This is a genomic window from Enterococcus sp. CSURQ0835 (assembly GCF_902706605.1).
Lineage (GTDB): Bacteria > Bacillota > Bacilli > Lactobacillales > Enterococcaceae > Enterococcus_A.
In genome coordinates, this window is sequence record NZ_CACSLH010000005.1 from 85,740 (window position 1) to 105,040 (window position 19,301).

At 42.7% G+C, this 19,301-nt stretch carries 18 protein-coding genes and 1 other RNA gene; 15 read left to right on the top strand and 4 right to left on the bottom strand.

The annotated features are described in order from the left end of the window. Positions 1–148 precede the first annotated feature (148 nt). Positions 149–2,446, top strand: coding sequence for a single-stranded-DNA-specific exonuclease RecJ (recJ, locus tag GVJ38_RS03680; RefSeq protein ID WP_159721823.1), 2,298 nt, complete (start codon positions 149–151; stop codon positions 2,444–2,446). A gap of 12 nt (positions 2,447–2,458) precedes the next feature. Continuing rightward, positions 2,459–2,971 (top strand): adenine phosphoribosyltransferase, encoded by a 513-nt coding sequence (locus GVJ38_RS03685; RefSeq protein ID WP_159721824.1) that lies wholly within the window; start codon positions 2,459–2,461, stop codon positions 2,969–2,971. A 33-nt stretch (positions 2,972–3,004) separates the two neighbouring features. Here the strand turns inward: GVJ38_RS03685 and GVJ38_RS03690 are convergent, their stop codons facing one another. Together GVJ38_RS03690 and lexA are read right to left on the bottom strand one after the other, a co-directional pair. Then, complete coding sequence (locus GVJ38_RS03690; RefSeq protein ID WP_159721825.1) at positions 3,005–3,262, bottom strand: hypothetical protein; 258 nt, start codon at positions 3,260–3,262, stop codon at positions 3,005–3,007. A gap of 28 nt (positions 3,263–3,290) precedes the next feature. Beyond that, positions 3,291–3,914 (bottom strand): transcriptional repressor LexA, encoded by a 624-nt coding sequence (gene lexA, locus GVJ38_RS03695; RefSeq protein ID WP_200849446.1) that lies wholly within the window; start codon positions 3,912–3,914, stop codon positions 3,291–3,293. A 130-nt stretch (positions 3,915–4,044) separates the two neighbouring features. Between lexA and GVJ38_RS03700 the strand changes: the two genes are divergently transcribed. The 10 genes from GVJ38_RS03700 (at position 4,045) to nth (ending at position 14,566) form a co-directional block, all read left to right on the top strand. Next, positions 4,045–4,287 (top strand): DUF896 family protein, encoded by a 243-nt coding sequence (locus GVJ38_RS03700; protein WP_159721826.1) that lies wholly within the window; start codon positions 4,045–4,047, stop codon positions 4,285–4,287. Between the two features lie 146 nt (positions 4,288–4,433). Beyond that, positions 4,434–6,428 carry a transketolase gene (gene tkt, locus GVJ38_RS03705; protein WP_159721827.1) on the top strand — a complete coding sequence of 665 codons (1,995 nt, stop codon included), beginning with the start codon at positions 4,434–4,436 and terminating at the stop codon, positions 6,426–6,428. A gap of 275 nt (positions 6,429–6,703) precedes the next feature. Then, positions 6,704–7,513: a glucosaminidase domain-containing protein gene (locus GVJ38_RS03710; RefSeq protein ID WP_159721828.1), complete on the top strand. Its 810-nt coding sequence runs from the start codon at positions 6,704–6,706 to the stop codon at positions 7,511–7,513. Positions 7,514–7,592: 79 nt separating this feature from the next. Further along, on the top strand, positions 7,593–8,510 hold the full coding sequence (gene cysK / locus GVJ38_RS03715; protein ID WP_159721829.1) for a cysteine synthase A: 918 nt from the start codon (positions 7,593–7,595) through the stop codon (positions 8,508–8,510). 107 nt (positions 8,511–8,617) lie between these two features. Beyond that, positions 8,618–9,058, top strand: a complete 441-nt coding sequence (locus tag GVJ38_RS03720; RefSeq protein ID WP_159721830.1) for a Fur family transcriptional regulator — start codon at positions 8,618–8,620, stop codon at positions 9,056–9,058. Between the two features lie 401 nt (positions 9,059–9,459). After that, positions 9,460–10,569: an alanine dehydrogenase gene (gene ald / locus GVJ38_RS03725; RefSeq protein WP_159721831.1), complete on the top strand. Its 1,110-nt coding sequence runs from the start codon at positions 9,460–9,462 to the stop codon at positions 10,567–10,569. Then, a complete protein-coding gene (gene tdcB / locus GVJ38_RS03730) occupies positions 10,569–11,576 on the top strand; it encodes a bifunctional threonine ammonia-lyase/L-serine ammonia-lyase TdcB (protein ID WP_159721832.1) in 1,008 nt (335 codons plus the stop codon). The genes ald and tdcB overlap by 1 nt, the downstream gene beginning before the upstream one ends. Before the next feature lie 182 nt (positions 11,577–11,758). Beyond that, positions 11,759–13,105 carry an FAD-dependent oxidoreductase gene (locus GVJ38_RS03735; protein ID WP_159721833.1) on the top strand — a complete coding sequence of 449 codons (1,347 nt, stop codon included), beginning with the start codon at positions 11,759–11,761 and terminating at the stop codon, positions 13,103–13,105. Between the two features lie 98 nt (positions 13,106–13,203). Continuing rightward, the gene (locus GVJ38_RS03740; RefSeq protein WP_159721834.1) at positions 13,204–13,917 is read left to right on the top strand and encodes a DnaD domain protein; all 714 of its coding nucleotides are present in this window, start codon (positions 13,204–13,206) and stop codon (positions 13,915–13,917) included. Beyond that, positions 13,907–14,566 (top strand): endonuclease III, encoded by a 660-nt coding sequence (nth, locus tag GVJ38_RS03745; protein ID WP_159721835.1) that lies wholly within the window; start codon positions 13,907–13,909, stop codon positions 14,564–14,566. Before GVJ38_RS03740 ends, nth begins: the two co-directional genes overlap by 11 nt. Before the next feature lie 52 nt (positions 14,567–14,618). Here nth and GVJ38_RS03750 read toward each other — a convergent pair whose 3' ends face one another. Beyond that, entirely contained in the window at positions 14,619–17,120 is a 2,502-nt protein-coding gene (locus tag GVJ38_RS03750) for a PBP1A family penicillin-binding protein (RefSeq protein WP_200849448.1), read from the bottom strand. Between the two features lie 3 nt (positions 17,121–17,123). Continuing rightward, positions 17,124–17,726 (bottom strand): Holliday junction resolvase RecU, encoded by a 603-nt coding sequence (gene recU, locus GVJ38_RS03755; RefSeq protein ID WP_200849449.1) that lies wholly within the window; start codon positions 17,724–17,726, stop codon positions 17,124–17,126. Between the two features lie 67 nt (positions 17,727–17,793). Between recU and GVJ38_RS03760 the strand changes: the two genes are divergently transcribed. The 3 genes from GVJ38_RS03760 (at position 17,794) to rnpB (ending at position 19,218) form a co-directional block, all read left to right on the top strand. Next, the gene (locus GVJ38_RS03760; protein WP_159721837.1) at positions 17,794–18,348 is read left to right on the top strand and encodes a DUF1273 domain-containing protein; all 555 of its coding nucleotides are present in this window, start codon (positions 17,794–17,796) and stop codon (positions 18,346–18,348) included. Between the two features lie 66 nt (positions 18,349–18,414). After that, complete coding sequence (gpsB, locus tag GVJ38_RS03765; RefSeq protein WP_159721838.1) at positions 18,415–18,834, top strand: cell division regulator GpsB; 420 nt, start codon at positions 18,415–18,417, stop codon at positions 18,832–18,834. 16 nt (positions 18,835–18,850) lie between these two features. Further along, an RNA gene (rnpB, locus tag GVJ38_RS03770) (RNase P RNA component class B) lies at positions 18,851–19,218 on the top strand. Positions 19,219–19,301: the final 83 nt, after the last annotated feature.

Consider the following 19,301-nt stretch of genomic DNA (forward strand, 5'->3'; position numbering starts at 1 on the left):
GCGTTAAACTTTGATGATCGCCGATGTGCTCGCTTTTTTTGCCGCTTATTTTTTGGGGAAACGGGGAAAAATAAGCTCGTGTGACCAATTTTTTCTTGCTGTCAATTAGCTTTGATTATGCTATAATGGCTCGGTTAGGAGTGTTCATGTGAAAAAAGCAACGTATAATTGGCAAGTAAACCCACAAGAAGTTCCTGCTGACTTCAAAACTGAATTGAAAAATCAAGGCTATAGTGAAGCCTTTATCCAATTAGTCTGGTCCCGCGGGATTCATGATAGCAAAACGTTACAGCACTTTTTGACGGCTTCCATCGATGATCTTCATGATCCTTTTTTGATCCATGATATGGAACGGGCCGTCAATCGAATCCAGCAAGCGATCGTAAATGATGAAATGATTTTAGTTTACGGTGATTATGATGCAGATGGGATCACGAGTACGGCGATTTTAGTCGAGACACTTGAGATGTTAGGCGCCAATGTCGGCTATGTGTTGCCGAATCGGTTCATCCATGGTTACGGGCCCAACCAAGAATTATTCGCGGAAAAAATCGCTGAAGGATACCAATTGATCGTTACCGTAGACAATGGTGTTGCCGGCAATGACGCGATTGCGTTTGCTAATACACAAGGAGTCGACGTGATCGTCACGGATCATCACGAGTTACCACCGGAGTTACCGGAAGCCTTGGCGATCGTCCATCCGCGTCATCCAGCGGGTCAGTATCCATTTGGCGAATTAGCAGGTGCGGGGGTTGCGTTCAAAGTAGCCTGTGCCTTATTAGAAGAAGTACCCTTTGAATTATTGGACTTAGCTTGTTTAGGGACGGTCGCAGATCTAGTGTCCTTGACCGATGAGAATCGAACGATCGTCCAATTGGGATTAGGCGTGATCAAACAAAATCAACGAGTTGGGTTGAATCAATTACTGGCAGTCAGTGGTGTCGATCTCCAAAAAGTTGATGAAACGGCGATCGGTTTTAGTTTAGCCCCGCGGTTGAATGCGATCGGCCGTTTAGGGGATCCTAATCCAGCGGTAGAACTGCTGACGACGTTTGACGAAGAACGGGCATTCCAGTTAGCGACTGAGCTCAACACGATCAATGAAGAACGAAAACAATTAGTTAAACAGACGACTAAAGAAGCTTTAGCGCTGATCGAACCTGATGCGGCGTTTCAATTGATCGCTAAAGCAGATTGGAATCCTGGCATTTTGGGGATCGTGGCGGGCAATGTCGTCAAACAAACTGGGCAGCCGGCAGTTGTACTCGCCATCGACTCCACAACGGGCCAAGCAAAAGGTTCCGGTCGTAGTGTGGAAGGGATCAATTTGTTTGCTGTTTTAGGCGAGTTTCGCGACCAATTCACCCATTTTGGTGGCCATGCAGCTGCCGTTGGTTTGACGCTACCTGTCGCCAACTTGGAAACTGTCCAACAGCAGGTCAATACGTATTTACACGAACATCAATTGACGCAATATTCAGGTACGAACCTCATGATCGATGGCAAATTAGCGCTGAAGGATGCATCGCTAGCGTTAGTGGAAGAGCTGAAACAGTTAGCACCGTTTGGAACAGATAATCCAGCGCCACATTTTTTATTTGAGGCTGCAGAGTTGACTGAAATGCGAAAACTAGGGGCTGAACAACAACATTTGAAATTTTGTTTAGTCGATGATCAGCACACAAAACTTGATGTAATTGCATTTAATTTTGGTGAAGTAGCTGAAGAACTCCAGCAAACGGACACGCAGTTTGTCGGGGATCTAGATATCAATGAATGGAACGGTCATCGGAAAGTCCAATTACAGTTGATCGATTTCAAGGTCGAAGGCTTACAAGTCATTGATCGGCGAGCAAAATATAGTTGGCAGCAAGCACTTGAAGCGGGAAAGACCGTCTATTTGGCTTTTGATCCCGCCAGCAAAAAAATCTTGCCACCAGAAAAACGCGCCGCGGTAGTTACGTACGATAATACGCCGGAATTAATCGAAGAACTCGTGGACTGCGAACAATTAGTCGTCTTAGATTGTCCAGCTGAACGTGCAGTTTTAAAAGAACTTGTTTCGACTAGCTCCTTGAAACGAATTTATTTGTTCCTTTACAGTCGAGAAGAAGCTTATTTGAATGGGATGGCTAGTCAGCAACAATTCGCTGCACTGTACAAATTTTTCCAAAAATATCCGCGGGTCGATGTTCGTTATAAGCTGAAAAATATTTCGAATTTTTTAAGAATCTCAGAAAATCTGCTGGTCTTCATGATTCACGTGTTTTCTGATTTGAAATTTGTTACAATAGAGGACGGCGTTTTACAATTAGTAGAGCAACCCGCCAATCGTTCAATCGAAGAAAGTCACGTCTATCAAAAACGATTGCACCAAATCGAAAGTGAAAAATTTTTACTTTTGAGTGATATCAAAACAATAAGAAACTGGTTGAAGGACTAGGAGGATTTTGAAATGGATTTAAAAGATTATGTAGCAAGTATTCCAGATTACCCTAAAAAAGGGATCGTGTTCCGCGATATCTCGCCTTTAATGGCAGACGGCGAAGCTTACCGAGAAGCGACAAAGCAGATCGTGGACTATGCCAAAGAAAGACAGATCGATATGATCGTAGGACCAGAAGCACGCGGTTTTATCGTTGGGTGTCCAGTCGCCTTTGAACTAGGGATCGGATTTGCACCAGTCAGAAAACCAGGAAAATTACCTCGGGAAACGATCGAAGTCGAATATGACAAAGAGTACGGGACAGATGTGCTGACTTTACACAAAGACGCCATCAAACCTGGCCAACGTGTCTTAGTGATCGATGATCTGTTAGCAACTGGTGGAACAGTGAAAGCTACGATCGACTTAGTAGAAAAACTAGGTGGTGTCGTCGTGGGCTGTGCCTTTTTGATCGAATTAGATGAATTACACGGGCGCGATAAGATCAAAGGTTACGATATTTTGACGTTGATGGATTATTAAAAAAGGAAGTTGCGATTTTCGCAACTTCCTTTTTTAATGGTGAGAATCGATCTGTTCGATGTAGTGATAATCCTCAAAATAATATTCATCTGTGGTCTGTGATTCAGCACTGTCTTTTTGAGTGAGCTTTGACCGGTGTTCCTGATCATACTTTCGTTCATCCCACAGCATGAACCAAACAATGAACAGTCCCGAAAAGAAAATGATCGTGACAACTGAACCTAGCTGGCCGATCAAAGTTCCTAGCAACAAAAAAACAATGACTAAACCAAATCTTTTGACTGCTTTCATAACTCTCTCCTATAACAAGCCTTGTGCTTTAATAAATATGATTGCGATAAAGTCCAATCACTTTACCTAAGATCGTGATATCACTTAAAATGATCGGCGCTAATTGATCGTTTTCTGGCTGTAGACGAATGTGATCGGCTTCTTTGTAAAATCGTTTGCACGTCGCTTCATTTTCATCAGTCATCGCGATAATGATCTCGCCATTTATGGCACTAGATTGTTTGCGAACGATAACGTGATCGCCATCATAGATCCCGGCATTGATCATACTTTCACCGCGAATCGTCAACATGAACAAACTACCTTCTTCACTAGCTAGATCAGGCGGTAGTGGGAAAAAGTCGGCTGCTTCTTCAACCGCTAAAATCGGTTCGCCCGCTGTCACGACGCCTAACATCGGAATGATCTGCGGGGTCACGCCGATCTTTTCTAGGCCCAGCGCAGTCAATTCGATCGCCCGCGGTTTCGTTGGGTCACGCTGGATCAACCCTTTTTTTTCTAAGCGTGCTAAATGCCCATGCACGGTTGAAGTGGAAGATAAACTGACCGCTTTGCCGATCTCGCGAACTGTCGGCGGATAGCCCTTTGCTTCGACGCGTTCATGGATAAAACGCAAAACTTCTAATTGTTTGGTTTCTGTTTTCTTGGCCAAATCTTGCACCTTCTTTCTTTTTTTCAGTGTAGCATAACCCAAAATATAATTCAAACGTTTGTTCGCCTATTTTTCTTTTCTTTTTTTTAGACGGTTGTTGTATAATGAGAAACGGAAGCGAGGTGTTCAGATGATCTCAGATGAAAAAATCGCGCGGATCAATCAACTAGCAAAAAAGAAAAAGACAGACGGATTGACCCCCGAAGAAGTTAAAGAACAAAAACATTTGCGGGAAGAATATTTAGCTGAATTCCGAACAGGGATGCGGCATCACATCGAAGGCATGAAAATCGTAGATCCAGCTGGCAAAGATGTCACGCCAGAAAAATTGAAGCAGATCCAAAAAGAAAAAGGACTGCACCACCGCAAGTAACGGAGTAAAAGAGCGCAGACTTGAAAAATTTCGGCGCACTACCGCTATTTTCGACTAGCGGTTCTTCTGATTGCATTGCATTATAAAATCGGTTACAATCATTTTAGTAATAAAAGTATTTGTCACCAAAAAGGAGGATCTTTATTTTGTTCGATAAAACTGATCAATTAGGCGTGAATACCATTCGTACATTAAGTATCGAGGCGATCCAAAAAGCGAAGTCCGGTCATCCTGGTCTGCCGATGGGGGCTGCTCCAATGGCGTATGCTTTATGGACGAAACATTTAAATATCAATCCTGCGACTTCATTGAACTGGCCAAATCGCGACCGTTTCATCTTATCTGCTGGTCACGGTTCAGCGATGCTTTATAGTTTGTTACACTTAGCCGGGTACAAAGTTTCAATTGAAGACCTAAAAAATTTCCGCCAATGGGATAGCTTGACTCCAGGGCATCCAGAATATCATCATACCGATGGCGTGGAAGCAACGACGGGGCCATTAGGTCAAGGGGTTTCCATGGCAGTCGGAATGGCGATGGCAGAAGCTCATCTAGCTGCGACGTATAACCGTGATAGTTTCAATGTGATGGATCATTATACGTATTCGATCGTGGGCGATGGGGACTTGATGGAAGGTGTCTCACAAGAAGCTAGCTCGTTAGCCGGTCATTTAAAATTAGGGAAATTGATCGTTTTATATGATTCAAATGAAATCTCATTGGATGGTCCAACCTCTAAAGCTTTTACTGAAAATGTCGGTGCCCGCTATGAAGCTTATGGTTGGCAACATATTTTAGTCAAAGACGGCAACGACTTAGAAGCGATTAGTGAAGCAATCGAAAAAGCGAAAGCTGAAACTGAAAAACCAACGTTAATCGAAGTGAAAACAGTGATCGGGTATGGTGCGCCGAACGAAGGGACCCATAAAGTTCACGGTTCACCGATCGGAGCTGAAGGGATCAAAGCTGCGAAAGCTGTTTACGGTTGGGAATATCCTGATTTTACCGTACCAGCTGAAGTAGCAGAACGCTTTAAAGCTGCAATCCAAGATAAAGGGGCGCAAAGTGAAGCTGCGTGGAATGAGATGTTCAAAAACTACGCGCATGATTACCCAGAATTAGCCGAACAATTTAAAACTGCCTTTGCCGCTAAATTACCAGCGGATTGGGATAAAGCTTTACCTGTTTATGAAGAAGGTACTGCCCAAGCTAGCCGTGTTTCTAGTAAAGAAGCGATCCAAGCAATCGCAAAAGCAGTCCCTAACTTCTGGGGAGGCTCAGCTGATTTATCTGGTTCTAATAACACGACGATTGCCGATGAAAAAGAATTCCAGCCTGGTTCGTATGAAGGCCGTAATATTTGGTTTGGTGTCCGAGAATTTGCGATGGCTGCTGCCATGAATGGGATCCAATTACATGGCGGGACTCGCGTGTACGGCGGGACATTCTTTGTCTTTACCGATTACTTACGGCCAGCGATCCGCTTGTCTTCACTCCAAGGTGTACCTGTGACCTATGTCTTGACGCATGACTCGGTAGCTGTTGGGGAAGATGGCCCGACCCATGAACCAGTTGAGCAATTGGCAAGTGTCCGCTCGATGGTAAATGTTCAAGTGATCCGGCCAGCTGACGGGAATGAAACGACAGCTGCTTGGAAAGTTGCGATGGAAACAAATGATAAGCCAACGCTTTTAGTTTTATCAAGACAAAACTTACCTGTTTTACCAGGTAGCAAAGACAACGCCCAAGCCGGTGTTGAAAAAGGTGGCTATGTGATCTCGAAAGCCCAAACAGATACTCCAGCTGGGATTTTGATCGCAACTGGTTCCGAGGTCAACTTAGCAGTCGAAGCACAAAAAGTTTTACGCGAACAAGGTCAAGATGTTTCGGTCGTCTCGCTACCAAGCTTTGATCGGTTTGAAGCGCAATCAACCGAATATAAAGAAAGCGTCTTACCAAAAGCCGTAACGAAACGTTTGGGGATCGAAGCTGCTAGTTCATTTGGCTGGGAACGCTATCTTGGTGATCACGGTAAAATGATCAGTATCGATCATTATGGCGCTTCAGCACCAGGAGACTTAGTCTTAGAAAAATTTGGTTTTACGGTCGACAACGTGGTCGATACATTCAAACAAATCTAGTGCAAAAACTAGCTGGTTGACTGCCAGCTAGTTTTTTTATTTTGTTTTAGAAGAACGATTTTTGTTTTCAGAAAAGCTTGCTTCTCGTTTTATTGATTGTTTCAATAACGAATGTCTCAGAAGTTTATTTTTGAAAACTGTAACTTATATTTCATTTTAATTGCAATGATATGAAGCTTCTGTGATTCCATTGTTTTGCGGTTTGTTTTTCCGTATACTCATTTCCTGTAAGCAAGAAATAAATTTTCATTAGAAAAAATTGTTGGAGGAATAAGATGAATCAGGAGAAGACACGAAGCGCGAAACATTTGGTTAAACAAACGAAAAAAGAGATGCTGATCAAAGCACTTCCTTTATTAGTATTAGGTTTTATCATCACACCAGCAGTCGGGTTATTAGAAACGGCGCAAGTCGCACAAGTTGAAGCGCAGGCGGCTGAAGTTGCTCCAGATCGGCAAGCGTTGATCGAGCAATTTGGAACTTCTGCTCAAAAAGCAGCAGCTGATAAAGATCTCTACGCTTCGGTGATGGTAGCCCAAGCGTTATTAGAAACAGGTTTCGGTTCTTCTGGTTTATCACAAGCTCCTTATTATAATTTATTCGGGGTCAAAGAATACGGGAATGATCCCGCCGTTCAAATGGCAACGAAAGAATACTTGAACGGACAATGGACGACTGAAAATGCGTCATTTGCTGCGTATAACAGTTATGAAGAATCATTTGCTGACCATGCGGATCTTTTACACACTGAAGCTTATAAAACGTCATGGAAAAGCCAAGCAGCTGATTATCAAACGGCTGCTAACGCATTAACTGGACATTATGCAACTGACCCTGACTATGGGACGAAATTGATCTCAATGATCGAAACATATGACCTAGCACGTTTTGATAATGCACCCGCGGCAACTGCTCCTGCACCCGCACAGCCTGCTAAAGTTGAAGCACCTGCGACTTACACCGTGAAAACAGGTGACACGTTAAGTCAGATCGCCAAAGAAAAGAATCTTTCGGTCGAACAATTGATCGAAAAAAATCAATTGAGTGATCACGTGATTTTTGCAGGTCAAACGCTCAACTTCTAATTGAATAAGTCGAAATCCTCGCTTGACCACGATTATTCCGCTATCATAGTTGAAAAGAACTATCATAGGAGGAATGATCGTGGTCAAAATTTTTGATTCTATTACAGAAACGATCGGTAACACACCGATCATCAAACTCAATCGCCTAGCTAAAGATGGGGCTGAGGTGTTTGTTAAAGTCGAGTCTTTCAACCCAGGTGGAAGTGTGAAAGATCGGATCGCCTTGAGTATGATCGAAGCAGCAGAAGCCGCGGGCACGTTAAAAGCTGGTGGTACGATCGTCGAACCGACTTCAGGTAATACCGGTGTCGGACTTTCGATGATCGGGGCAGCAAAGGGCTATCACGTCGTCATCGTGATGCCTGATACGATGAGTATCGAACGCCAAAAGTTGATGAGCGCTTATGGGGCAGAATTAGTGTTAACGCCTGGAGCTGATGGCATGAAAGGTGCAATCGCAAAAGCCGAAGAACTAGCAGAAAAAAATGGCTGGTTCTTACCGGAACAATTTGATAACCCAGCCAATCCCAAAGTCCATGAAGAAGTCACTGCAAAAGAGATCACAGATGCATTTGGGAAAAATGGGTTGAGTGCGTTTGTCGCCGGCGTAGGAACGGGTGGCACGATCACAGGTGTCGGTAAAGAACTAAAACGAGTGTATCCGGTGATCAAAGTCTATGCGGTCGAACCAAAAGAATCAGCGGTTTTAGAAGGAGAAGCGAGTGGTCCCCATAAAATCCAAGGTATCGGAGCAGGCTTTGTGCCAAAAGTTTTAGATACCAGTGTATATGATCAAGTCATCCCGATCACTGGTGAAACTGCAATGAAAACCGCCCGCCAAAGTGCTAAACAAGAGGGGCTTTTAGTCGGGATCTCATCTGGGGCTGCGATCGCGGCAGCGTTGCAAGTTGCTAAAGAATTGACTCCGCAAGATAAAGTGCTTGTGATTTTACCAGATAATGGTGAACGCTATTTGTCGACTGAATTATTCAAGTAAAGCTTAATTTTTCACGGTGCAGTCGCTGGGTTGTGAATGAACGCTAGCTTTTCTTAACAAAGAATAGTATCATTTAATAAAAGTTATAAATAAGAGAGGTTACGATCATGGGAAATAGCGCAGTTGAGCATGCGGTAGAAAATTTAAAGCAAGCTAAAGTCCGGATCACACCACAACGTTATGCGATCTTGGAATATTTGATTGAACACCATAGTCATCCGACTGCTGATGAGATTTTCAAAGCGTTGGAAGAACGTTTTCCTAACATGAGTGTGGCTACGGTCTATAATAACCTGCGACGCTTTGTGGAGATCGGTTTAGTTCAAGAGATGAGTTACGGTGATGCAGCGAGCCACTTTGATTACAGCAGCCACAAACATTATCATGCGATCTGTACGAACTGTGGCAAGATCGAGGACTTTTTTTATCCTGGATTAGAAGATGTCGAGATGGCTTCTAGCCAATTGACCGGTTATCAGATCACGGAACACCGACTAGAAGTTTACGGCCTGTGTCCAGACTGTCAAGCGCTTTTAGGCGATCACTAAATGTGGTCGTCTTTTTTTATAGTTTGTTGAGTAATTCAATATAGTTTGAAAAGTTTAAAGTGAATTTAGACGCAAATTGAATGCGATCCATTAAGTTGATTAGAAAATTAAAGTTGAACAAATATTTTTGTTTTGTCCTAAGTTTGTCATTTTCAAGATAACAGAAAGGACTCAAAAAAGTCGCTGAAATGTATGGTTGATCACAAATTTTTGGTGTGAACATTTTGTACAAACTAATGGGCAAAAGTGTTTTTTCTTAAGTCTATACCTGTGATTTACTAAATTTAAAATTAAATAACGATAATAGAAAAATCGTTTTCATTGGCTCTTTTTTGACGCTGTGATATAGTAAACATGGTTGAAAAAGAACTAAACAAAATTGTTAATAGGAGTGGTCAATTGTGAAAATTGGAGTAATTAAAGATCCAAAACAAGGTGAAGCACGGGTCGGGATGACACCCGAAAACGTAAAAATCTTAGTCGATGCTGGTAATGAAGTTTTAGTCGACGACAATGCTGGTGCAGGATCTGGATTTACAAATGAACAATACGTTGAAGCAGGTGGGAAAATCGTCGATACAGATACTGCCTGGACAGCTGAATTGATCGTAAAAGTTAAAGAACCAATGGAAAGCGAATACCACTATTTCAAAAAAGGTCAAATCATTTGGGGCTTCTTACATTTAGCTGCCAACAAACCATGTGTCGAAAAAATGATGGAAGTCGGCGTGACGGCTTTATCTGGTGAAAATATTTCCATCGATGGCGTCTTGAAATTATTGAAACCAATGAGTGCTATCGCTGGTCGTCGTGCAGTTAACTTAGGTCAATACTATTTAGAAAAACAACACGGTGGGGAAGGAATCTTACTTCCAGGGATTGAAGGCGTTGAAGCTGGAACGATCGTGATCTTAGGTGGCGGTAACGCAGCTGAAAATGCAGCCGATATGGCAGTTGGCATTGGTTGTCACGTCATTATCTTGGAAGTCAATGAACATCGGATCCAAGAATTAAAAGATCGTTACAAAGATCATAACGTTGATGTGTTCGTTTCAAATACTGAAAACTTGGAAGAAAAAATCAAAGAAGCAGATGTTTTCATCTCAACTGTCTTGATTCCAGGGGCTAAGCCACCAAAATTAGTTAAAGAATATATGGTTGAATCAATGAAACCAGGTAGTGTTATCGTCGATATCGCAATCGATCAAGGTGGTACGGTTGAAACGATCGACAAACCAACGAACCATGCTGATCCAGTCTTTACGAAGTATGGTGTAATCCATTACGCAGTACCAAATATGCCAGGTGCAACACCACGTACAGCTACGATCGCATTAGCAAAAGGCAATATTTCATTCTTGAAAGAAATCGGTGAAAAAGGCTTAGAAGCAGCTTTGAAAGCTGATGAATCACTAGTTTCTGGCTTAAGCATTTACAACGGCAAAGTCGTTTCTAAAGCATTAGCTGATTCGATTGATGTCGATTATACCGAAGTGGGAGATGTATTGTAATGACCAAAGACATGGAAAAATTACCAGTAACAATTGAAGACATCCACGAAGCCAAAAATGTCGTGAAACAATATGGACGGGTAACCCCATTGATCCAATCGATGTTTTTAACTGCACAAACTGGCGGCCAAGTATTCTTGAAATTGGAAAACATGCAATTGACTGGCTCGTTCAAGTTCCGAGGTGCCTTCAATAAGATCGCACATTTGTCACAAACTGAAAAAGACAGAGGTGTCATCGCGGTCTCTGCTGGTAACCATGCACAAGGAGTCGCATTGACTTCTAAATTATTAGGCATCGAAAGTACGATCGTCATGCCTGAAACGGCACCAAAAGCCAAAGTTGAAGCAACAGAAGGCTATGGTTCAAAAGTGATTTTACATGGTTCAGGCTTTGATGAAGCTAAGGCTTACTGTGAAAAGATCGTTGAAGAAACTGGCGTTACGTACATCCCGCCTTATGATGACGAATGTGTCATGGCTGGACAAGGTACGATCGGACTTGAAATTCTTGATCAAATCTGGGACGTAGATACTGTCTTAGTACCCGTTGGCGGTGGCGGTTTGATTTCAGGGATCGCAGTTGCCATGAAGACATTTAATCCACATATCAATATCATCGGTGTCCAAGCAGAAAATATCCATGGGATGACGGCCTCTTATGAAGCTGGCAAGATTGTTGGCCATAAAGAAGGCACAACGATCGCGGATGGCTGTGCGGTGGAATACCCAGGTAACTTGACTTTTGACGTCGTAGAAGCTTTAGTCGACGATATGGTCACAGTTTCTGAAACCGAGATCGAACTTGCGATGAAAGATTTGATCCAACGGACGAAAATCGTCGTTGAAGGTGCCGGTGGCTTAGCAACAGCTGCTATTTTAGCCGGTAAAGTGGACAAATATGTCAACGGCAAAAAAGTCGTTGCTGTCGTATCTGGCGGGAACGTCGATTTGAAACGGATCACTGACGTTATCGGCCATATGTCAGTTGCGAACGAATTGAAATAATTGAGAATTTCACAAAAAAGAGATGGTTGTTACCATCTCTTTTTTTGTTATAAAAAATGAAAAAATGATGATAAACAGCCGGATTTGTGAGCAGTTTAGCTTATTTTATTGAGTGATTTTGGTATAATCTATTTGTGCAATGATTTGCAACAAATAATTATTCTAAAGAAAAGAGGCTGTTTATGAAAGTAGTAGTTGTAGGCTGTACACATGCGGGAACTGCCGCCATCAAAAATATTTTAAGTACGCATCCTGAAGCTGAAGTAACCGTTTTCGAACGGAATGATAATATTTCTTTTCTATCTTGTGGAATCGCTTTATATGTCGGTGGTGTCGTAAAAGATCCAGCGGGCTTATTTTATTCCAGCCCCGAAGAATTAGCAAAATTAGGCGCAACCGTTCACATGGAGCACAATGTTACTGAGATTGATCCAAAAGCAAAACAAGTGACGGCGAAAGATTTGAAAAGTGGAGCAGTATCAACTGTTGAATATGATAAATTAGTCATGACTACCGGTTCTTGGCCGATCATCCCACCAATTCCTGGAATCGACAGCAAAAATGTGTTGTTGTGCAAAAATTATAACCAAGCAAAAGAGATCATCGCAAAAACAGATGACGCGAAAAAAGTTGCTGTTGTCGGCGGCGGCTACATCGGGATCGAATTGGTCGAAGCCTTTGCTGAAAAAGGAAAAACGGTGACTTTGATCGATGGCCTTGATCGAATTTTAAATAAATATTTAGATAAACCATTTACGGACTTGTTAGAAAAAGAATTACAAGCGCAAGGGATCACGTTAATGTTAGGCGAAAATGTGAGTGAATTTATCGCCGATGACAATGGCTATGTCAAACAAGTGACCACAGCCAGTCAAACAGTGGAAGCAGACTTAGTCATTTTATGTGTTGGTTTCCGGCCGAACACCGAACTTTTAAAAGGTAAAGTTGAGATGTTACCAAATGGCGCAATCAAAGTCGATGAATATATGCAAACGAGTGACCCAGCTATTTTTGCAGCAGGTGATTCAGCCGTTGTCCACTACAATCCAACAAATGAAGAACGCTATATCCCACTTGCGACGAATGCGGTTCGCCAAGGGATGTTAGTTGGCCAAAACTTAACGGAGAAAAAAATGAAATACCGTGGGACACAAGGGACTTCTGGTTTGTATCTATTCGGTTGGAATATCGGCTCGACTGGATTGACAAAAGAAGCGGCAGCTGCCAGCAACTTAGCAGTCAACGTGACGGTGATGGAAGACAACTACCGACCTGAGTTCATGCCAACGACTGAAAAGATCTTGATGGAATTAGTCTCTGAAAAAGACACGAACCGAATCGTTGGCGCCCAATTTATTTCGAAATACGATGTGACGCAATCGGCAAACACGATGTCTTTAGCGATCCAAAATAAGATGACGGTTGAAGACCTCGCGTTAGCTGATTTCTTCTTCCAACCGCATTTTGACCGTCCATGGAATTACTTGAATATCTTGGCACAACAAGCGTTAACTGAGATCAACGAGTAAATTGCCAGCAGTCACTAGACACCGCTCGATTTGGGCGGTGTTTTTTTGCTTTCAAAAAAAGAATCGTGTAAACTTAACAACGATAGGAGGTTTTGAGTTTGTTAGAGTTACCTGATTATTTAAATGCTGGGCAGACGGTCCTTTCTAATCTCGTCTTACAAAAATACCACGACTTGGGTCTTTCTACAGCTGAATTTATGCTGTGGTTACAATTATATAGCCGAAATCAAGCAGGAGATCTTTTTCCAGATCTAAATGAAATTGCTCAAGCGATGGGGCAAACGCCGGCCCAAGTTTATGAGCTGCTGGCAAGATTAGAAGCAGGCGGTTTTTTAACTATCGAGACGCAGAAAAATGCGGAAGGCAAACAAAGTGACCGTTATAACTTACTGCCTTTATTTGACAAGCTGGCTGATTTGAAACAATTGGAAAGTTTCCAACAAGCCGAACAATCTGAAGAGCAAGCGGTCAAACAAATGTATCAAAATATCGAGCAGGAGTTTGGCCGTCCGCTAACGGCGATTGAATACCAAGAAGTCGGTTACTGGTTGAACGATGACCATTATTCGCCTGAATTGATCAATTTAGCGTTACGGGAAGCAGTCTTAAATCAAGCATTTAGTTTCCGTTATATGGAACGGATCTTATTGGATTGGGCTAAGAAAAATATTCAGTCAAAAGAGCAAGTGTTAGAAGAAAAAAAACGACGGGATCAAGCGATCATGCAAAAAAAAGAAATTGCGGGAACGAAAGAATTACCAAAAGTCTCATTGTATAATTGGTTGGAAGGAGAAAATTCTGATGCTGAGTAAAGCACAAACGATGGAAGCAATCGAACGGATGTATACGATGTTTCCTGAAGCCCATGGAGAACTCCGCTCACGAACTCCCTTTCAGTTGTTGATCGCGGTGATCTTGAGCGCGCAAGCAACGGATGTCTCCGTCAATAAAGCAACGCCAGCGCTATTTGCGGCTTACCCAACCCCAGCAGCGTTGGCTGAAGCGCCGCTGGAAGATGTGATTGAGAAAATTCGGACGATCGGGCTATACCGCAATAAAGCTAAAAATATCAAAGCGTGTTCAGCGATGCTGCTGACCGATTTTGCTGGAGAAGTGCCTAAGACTCGCGAGGAACTGGTACGCTTGCCGGGAGTCGGACGCAAAACTGCTAATGTAGTTTTAGGGGACGCTTTTGGTATTCCGGCGATTGCGGTGGATACCCATGTCGAGCGGGTCTCAAAACGGTTGCGGATCTGTAAATTAAAAGCTTCTGTCTTAGAAGTTGAAGAAACATTGATGAGAAAAGTACCACGTGACTTGTGGGTCAAGACGCATCATACGATGATTTTTTTCGGGCGCTACCATTGCTTGGCTCGTAACCCAAAATGTGCGATCTGTCCTTTGCTAGATCTTTGTCAAGACGGCAAAGAACGCATGAAAAAAGCGCAAGTGAAAAAATAATAAAAATGCCTTGTGAGCGTAGTCTCACAAGGCATTTTTATTGAGAATTGTTCTATTGAGCAGGTTGCTGACCACCACCATTACCAGCTGGAGGTGTCACAGCACCGCCACCAGTATTGCCACCGCCGTTACCGTTACCACCAGTGCCGCCGTTACCAGCCGGTGGCGTTCCACCACCGCCCGTCCCGCCAGCACCATTGCCCCCTGGATTGTTGCCGGCATTGCCGTTATTATTGTTGCCAGCTGGAGGTGTCACGGCACCGCCGCCGTTATTGTTACCTGAATTGTTGCCGGTGCCACCGTTATTAGTTGGTGGTACATAATTATTGTTGCCGTTGTTGTTAGTCGTATTGCCGCCACCAGTACCATTATAATTTGGAGTAGTAGGTGCAGAGGACTGTGGTGTTTGATTGTAGGATTGACTGGCAGAACTGGCAGGCGCTTGATAACTTGGTGATACTGAACTAGTCCCGCCATTGTTATAATTATTGTAATGATTATAGTTGTTTGTTTTCGGTTGTGTTTGAGCCGGAACTTGTGGCGCTGCATTATCTTGAGGAGCATCTTTGAAATACAATTCATTCCCGACCCGTACAAGATCTTCTGGCAGCTGCCAATCGTTATTAGGCAAGTTTTCAGCTAGGTAAGCCATCATTTGACGGTACACATCTGAAGCGATCATATTGGATTTCGCGCTCATTGGACGCATCCGATCGTTATAGCCGGTCCAAATCGATAAAGATTTCAAGGTGGTAAAGCCACTGAACATCACATCCGGAGCAAGGTCGGCTTCCGTGCTATCGATTTTTTTCAATTCGTCGTCAGTATAATTGGAAGTCCCAGTCTTTCCAGCTTGGAAAAGATTAGGGATTTGAGCATTCGTTCCGGTTCCTTGTGAGATCACATCTTTTAAAACATCAGTCAGCATATAAGCTGTCCCAGGTTCCATGGCTTTTTGTCCACTAGGTTCAAAGGATTGTTCTGTGCCGTCTTGGTAACGAACTTTATTGACATATTGAGGTGCAAAGTAAGTGCCACCATTTGCGATCGCAGAATAAGCGGCCGCCATTTTTTCACTTGAAATACCATATTTCGTGCCAGATTGTTCATTTGTGTTACTAGAGATGGCGTTGGATTGTTCAATTTGTTTATATTCAATCCCCAGTCTTTTTAAAAACTCTGAAACGCGCTCGGGACCGACTTCATTGTATAACTTGACTGCTGGTACGTTGCGGGATTCATACAACGCTTTGCGCAACGTGATATTGCCCATAAAACGATTGTCCCAGTTTTTGACTTCGGTGTCAGTGTGCTGGTATTTGTAAGGTTCGTCTTTGATCATCGTGCCAGTTGATTTTTTTAAAAACTCAAAGGCCGGACCATAATCGGTGATCGGTTTGACGGTTGAGCCAAAGTCACGATGGGTATTGACTGCCAGATTATTTCCTAAGTAAACATCATCTGGGACGTTTCGACCGCCGATCTGAGCGGTGACTTTACCATTGCCGACATCCATCAAAGTGGCTGCTACTTGTAGATCTTGATCAGGGTATTGAACATATTGATTCGTATTGACGATCTCATACAAACGTTTTTGAGCCGCTAAATCTAAGTTAGTATAAATATCTAAGCCATCTGTGTACACGTTTTTTCCAGTTTTAGCTTGGACTTCGTGGATGACTTCTTTGACATAGTTGTCGACGACTTTTCGATCACGATTTTCAGTATGCAGTGGCTGCAGATCTGTTTGCACGGGTACTTTGACGGCGGCATCATATTCTTTTTGCGAGATCTTTTGGTTATCTAGCATCGTATACAAGACGATATCGCGTCGCTCTTTCGCCTCTTTGGGGTGTAAATAAGGATCATATGAATTTGGCGCTTGCGGCATTCCAGCAAGCAGAGCTGTCTGTGCCAGATTCAATTCAGCTAATGGTTTGCCGAAATACGTTTTAGCGGCTGTTTGCATGCCGTACATTCCGTTGGCCATGTAGACTTTGTTGATATAATACGTTAAGATCTCTTGCTTGGATTTTTTCTTTTCTAGTTTCAATGCTAACCAAGCTTCTTGGGCTTTACGTTTGATGTTTCGGTCAGCTGATTTGGTTGAGAAAAACGAAAGCTTGATCAATTGCTGGGTCAACGTACTGCCACCTTGCAATCCGCCAGAAGAAACGTTGTGTAAAGCTGAGCTGGCAATGCGGACCGGATCAATCCCATCATGCTTATAAAAGCGTTGGTCTTCTACGGATACGATCGCATCTTTTAATGACTGTGGAATCGTATCTTTGGTTGCTTTTTCGCGTTTTTCAGCGCCTAGATCTTCAAACAAATCACCGTTTAATGCGTATAGTTTAGATGAAGCGGTCGCATCGAGCCGCTTTTCACTCAGCTTCGGTGCGGAATTGGCGTAATAAGCAAATAGACCGACACCTGCTAGTAAGCAGAGACAAAAAAAAGCTACGATCCCTAACAAAATCTTTTGCCAAGTTTTGAGCGAGCGCCTAGTGTGTTTTTTGGTTTTTGGTTGGTTCGTTCGGGAGAATCTTTTCATCAGTTAGTTGCTCCTTTGCTGAATGTATTCGTCGACTGCGATCAAATAAGGAATCCGCGGTGCGATTTTGGACGGGATCTCGATGCCCTCATGCTCAATGATCGCTAAAGGCAATGATTTTTTACCAGTCGCTTGCTCGTCCCAATAAGTAAGCAGGCGATCACTAGGAAAGAAGAAACAGCGATTCAAACTAGAAAACCACAGCAAGACAAAACAGATTCCCGCTTGCGCTAGACATTTGCGCATGTGTGTGATCTGATGTTCATGAAAGTTTTTAAAGGGAAATGACGCTTTGTTTTTTGTTTCCTTTGCTTCAAAGTCTAAATAATAGCCGCGGTAAACACCGTTGTAATCCGTAGTAGAGGGTTGACGAAAATAAGCTTCTTTGATCACGGCCGCACTACGTTTCGGGTAATCGACTTTGACGATCTGCAAAGGGGTTGGCTTTTTATGAACGACCGCGATATCATGATTTAAATAATAGACATTGCTTTCGTTGATCGCTTCTTCAAAGTTCATGCCACGATTGGCAAATGTTGTTTTATGTTGTTTAGCTGTCTGGTTTTTTTTGGCGAATGGCTGGCCATTCGGATAGTGGATTGCCACGTTCATCACACTCCTAATTGGTATTATAACAAAAAAAGCTGGACTTTTAGAGAGGAGTTTTAATTTCATGGAAGAAACTGTCAAGAAATTATATATCACAGGTTATCAAAGTTATGAGTTGGGGATTTTTAATGAAAAAGACCCAAAATTGCAAGTCATTAAAAAAGTTTTAAAAAACGAAATCAAAAATTACGTTGAAAATGGACTCGAGTGGGTGATGGTAGCTGGAGGGCTGGGAATAGAATTGTGGGCCGGGGAAGTCGTGGCGGAATTGAAACCGACTTATCCTGAACTAAAACTCGCTTTGATTTTGCCTTTTGCAGATTATGGGAATCAATGGAACGAAAAAAATCAATTGCTGTTGACAGAAGTTAAAACACAAGCTGATTTTTGTGATTCAGTCAGCCATGAACCCTATAAAAATCCCGGACAGTTCAAAAATTTGACGACTTTTCTTTTAGCCCATACGGATGGCGCTTTGATCGTTTACGATGAAGAATTTCCGGGAAAACCGAAATATTTTCTATCAGCTGCTCGAAAAGTTCAGGAAACGAAGCCTTATTCGATCCAATCTATCACGATGGATGACTTAGAAAATGCAATCTTTGACGATTCCGTTTGATTTCCCGTGAAATATCGGCTAGAATGAAAAAGAAAGCTATTGAATGATGTTAACGAGGTGAACAAAATGGCGGATGTAATCTATACTCCCAATGACATTTTAGAACAAGAATTCAAAACCAAAATGCGCGGGTATGATCCGATCGAAGTCGATGAATTTTTAGATAATATCATTAAAGATTACGAGACTTACGGCAAAGAGATCGCGGATTTAAAAGCAGAAAACGAACAGTTGAAAGCTAAAGTCCAACAAGCTGAAAAATCAGTGGAACCAGCACCTTCGCGGGTTAAAGAAGTTCCAAAAAGTTCGGCAGTAACGAACTTTGATATTTTGAAACGATTGTCTAATCTAGAGCGCGAAGTATTTGGCAAAAAGTTAGACCAACAACAGCACGTGCAAGCAACGCGTACCTCAGCAAATGATGATTTTAAAAATAATTACTCACAAGCTGATGACGACGACAATGAAAAGACACGGCAATTTTAATTTGAACAGCTTTGCAATTTTCGGGTGATCGCGGCTAGACTTGCGCTAGCTGAGGAAAGTCCATGCTCGCACAGACTGCGATGTCTGTAGTGTTCGTGCTTAGCGAAACCATAAGCTAAGGTACCTTTACGGTAACGGCAGAAAAAAAAGCTACGGAGCGATCTATGCTTGAGTATTCTTGAAAAGTGCCACAGTGACGAAGCATTTTGGGAAACTAAAATGGTGGAACGCGGTAAACCCCTCGAGCGAGCAACCCAAACAATGGTAGGGGCGCTTTTTCTAAGGAAATGAACGATGAAAGAGCCGGTGAGAACCGGAGATAGATGATTACCACGCGACTAGCTTCCCTGAGTTAGTCAGACGTACAAAACATGGCTTACAGAAAATTGCAGCATTCAGGGGAACCTTCCAACATTGTTGTGAAGGTTTTTTTTATCGAATCTAGCTAGTTGAACGTAATTTTTTAG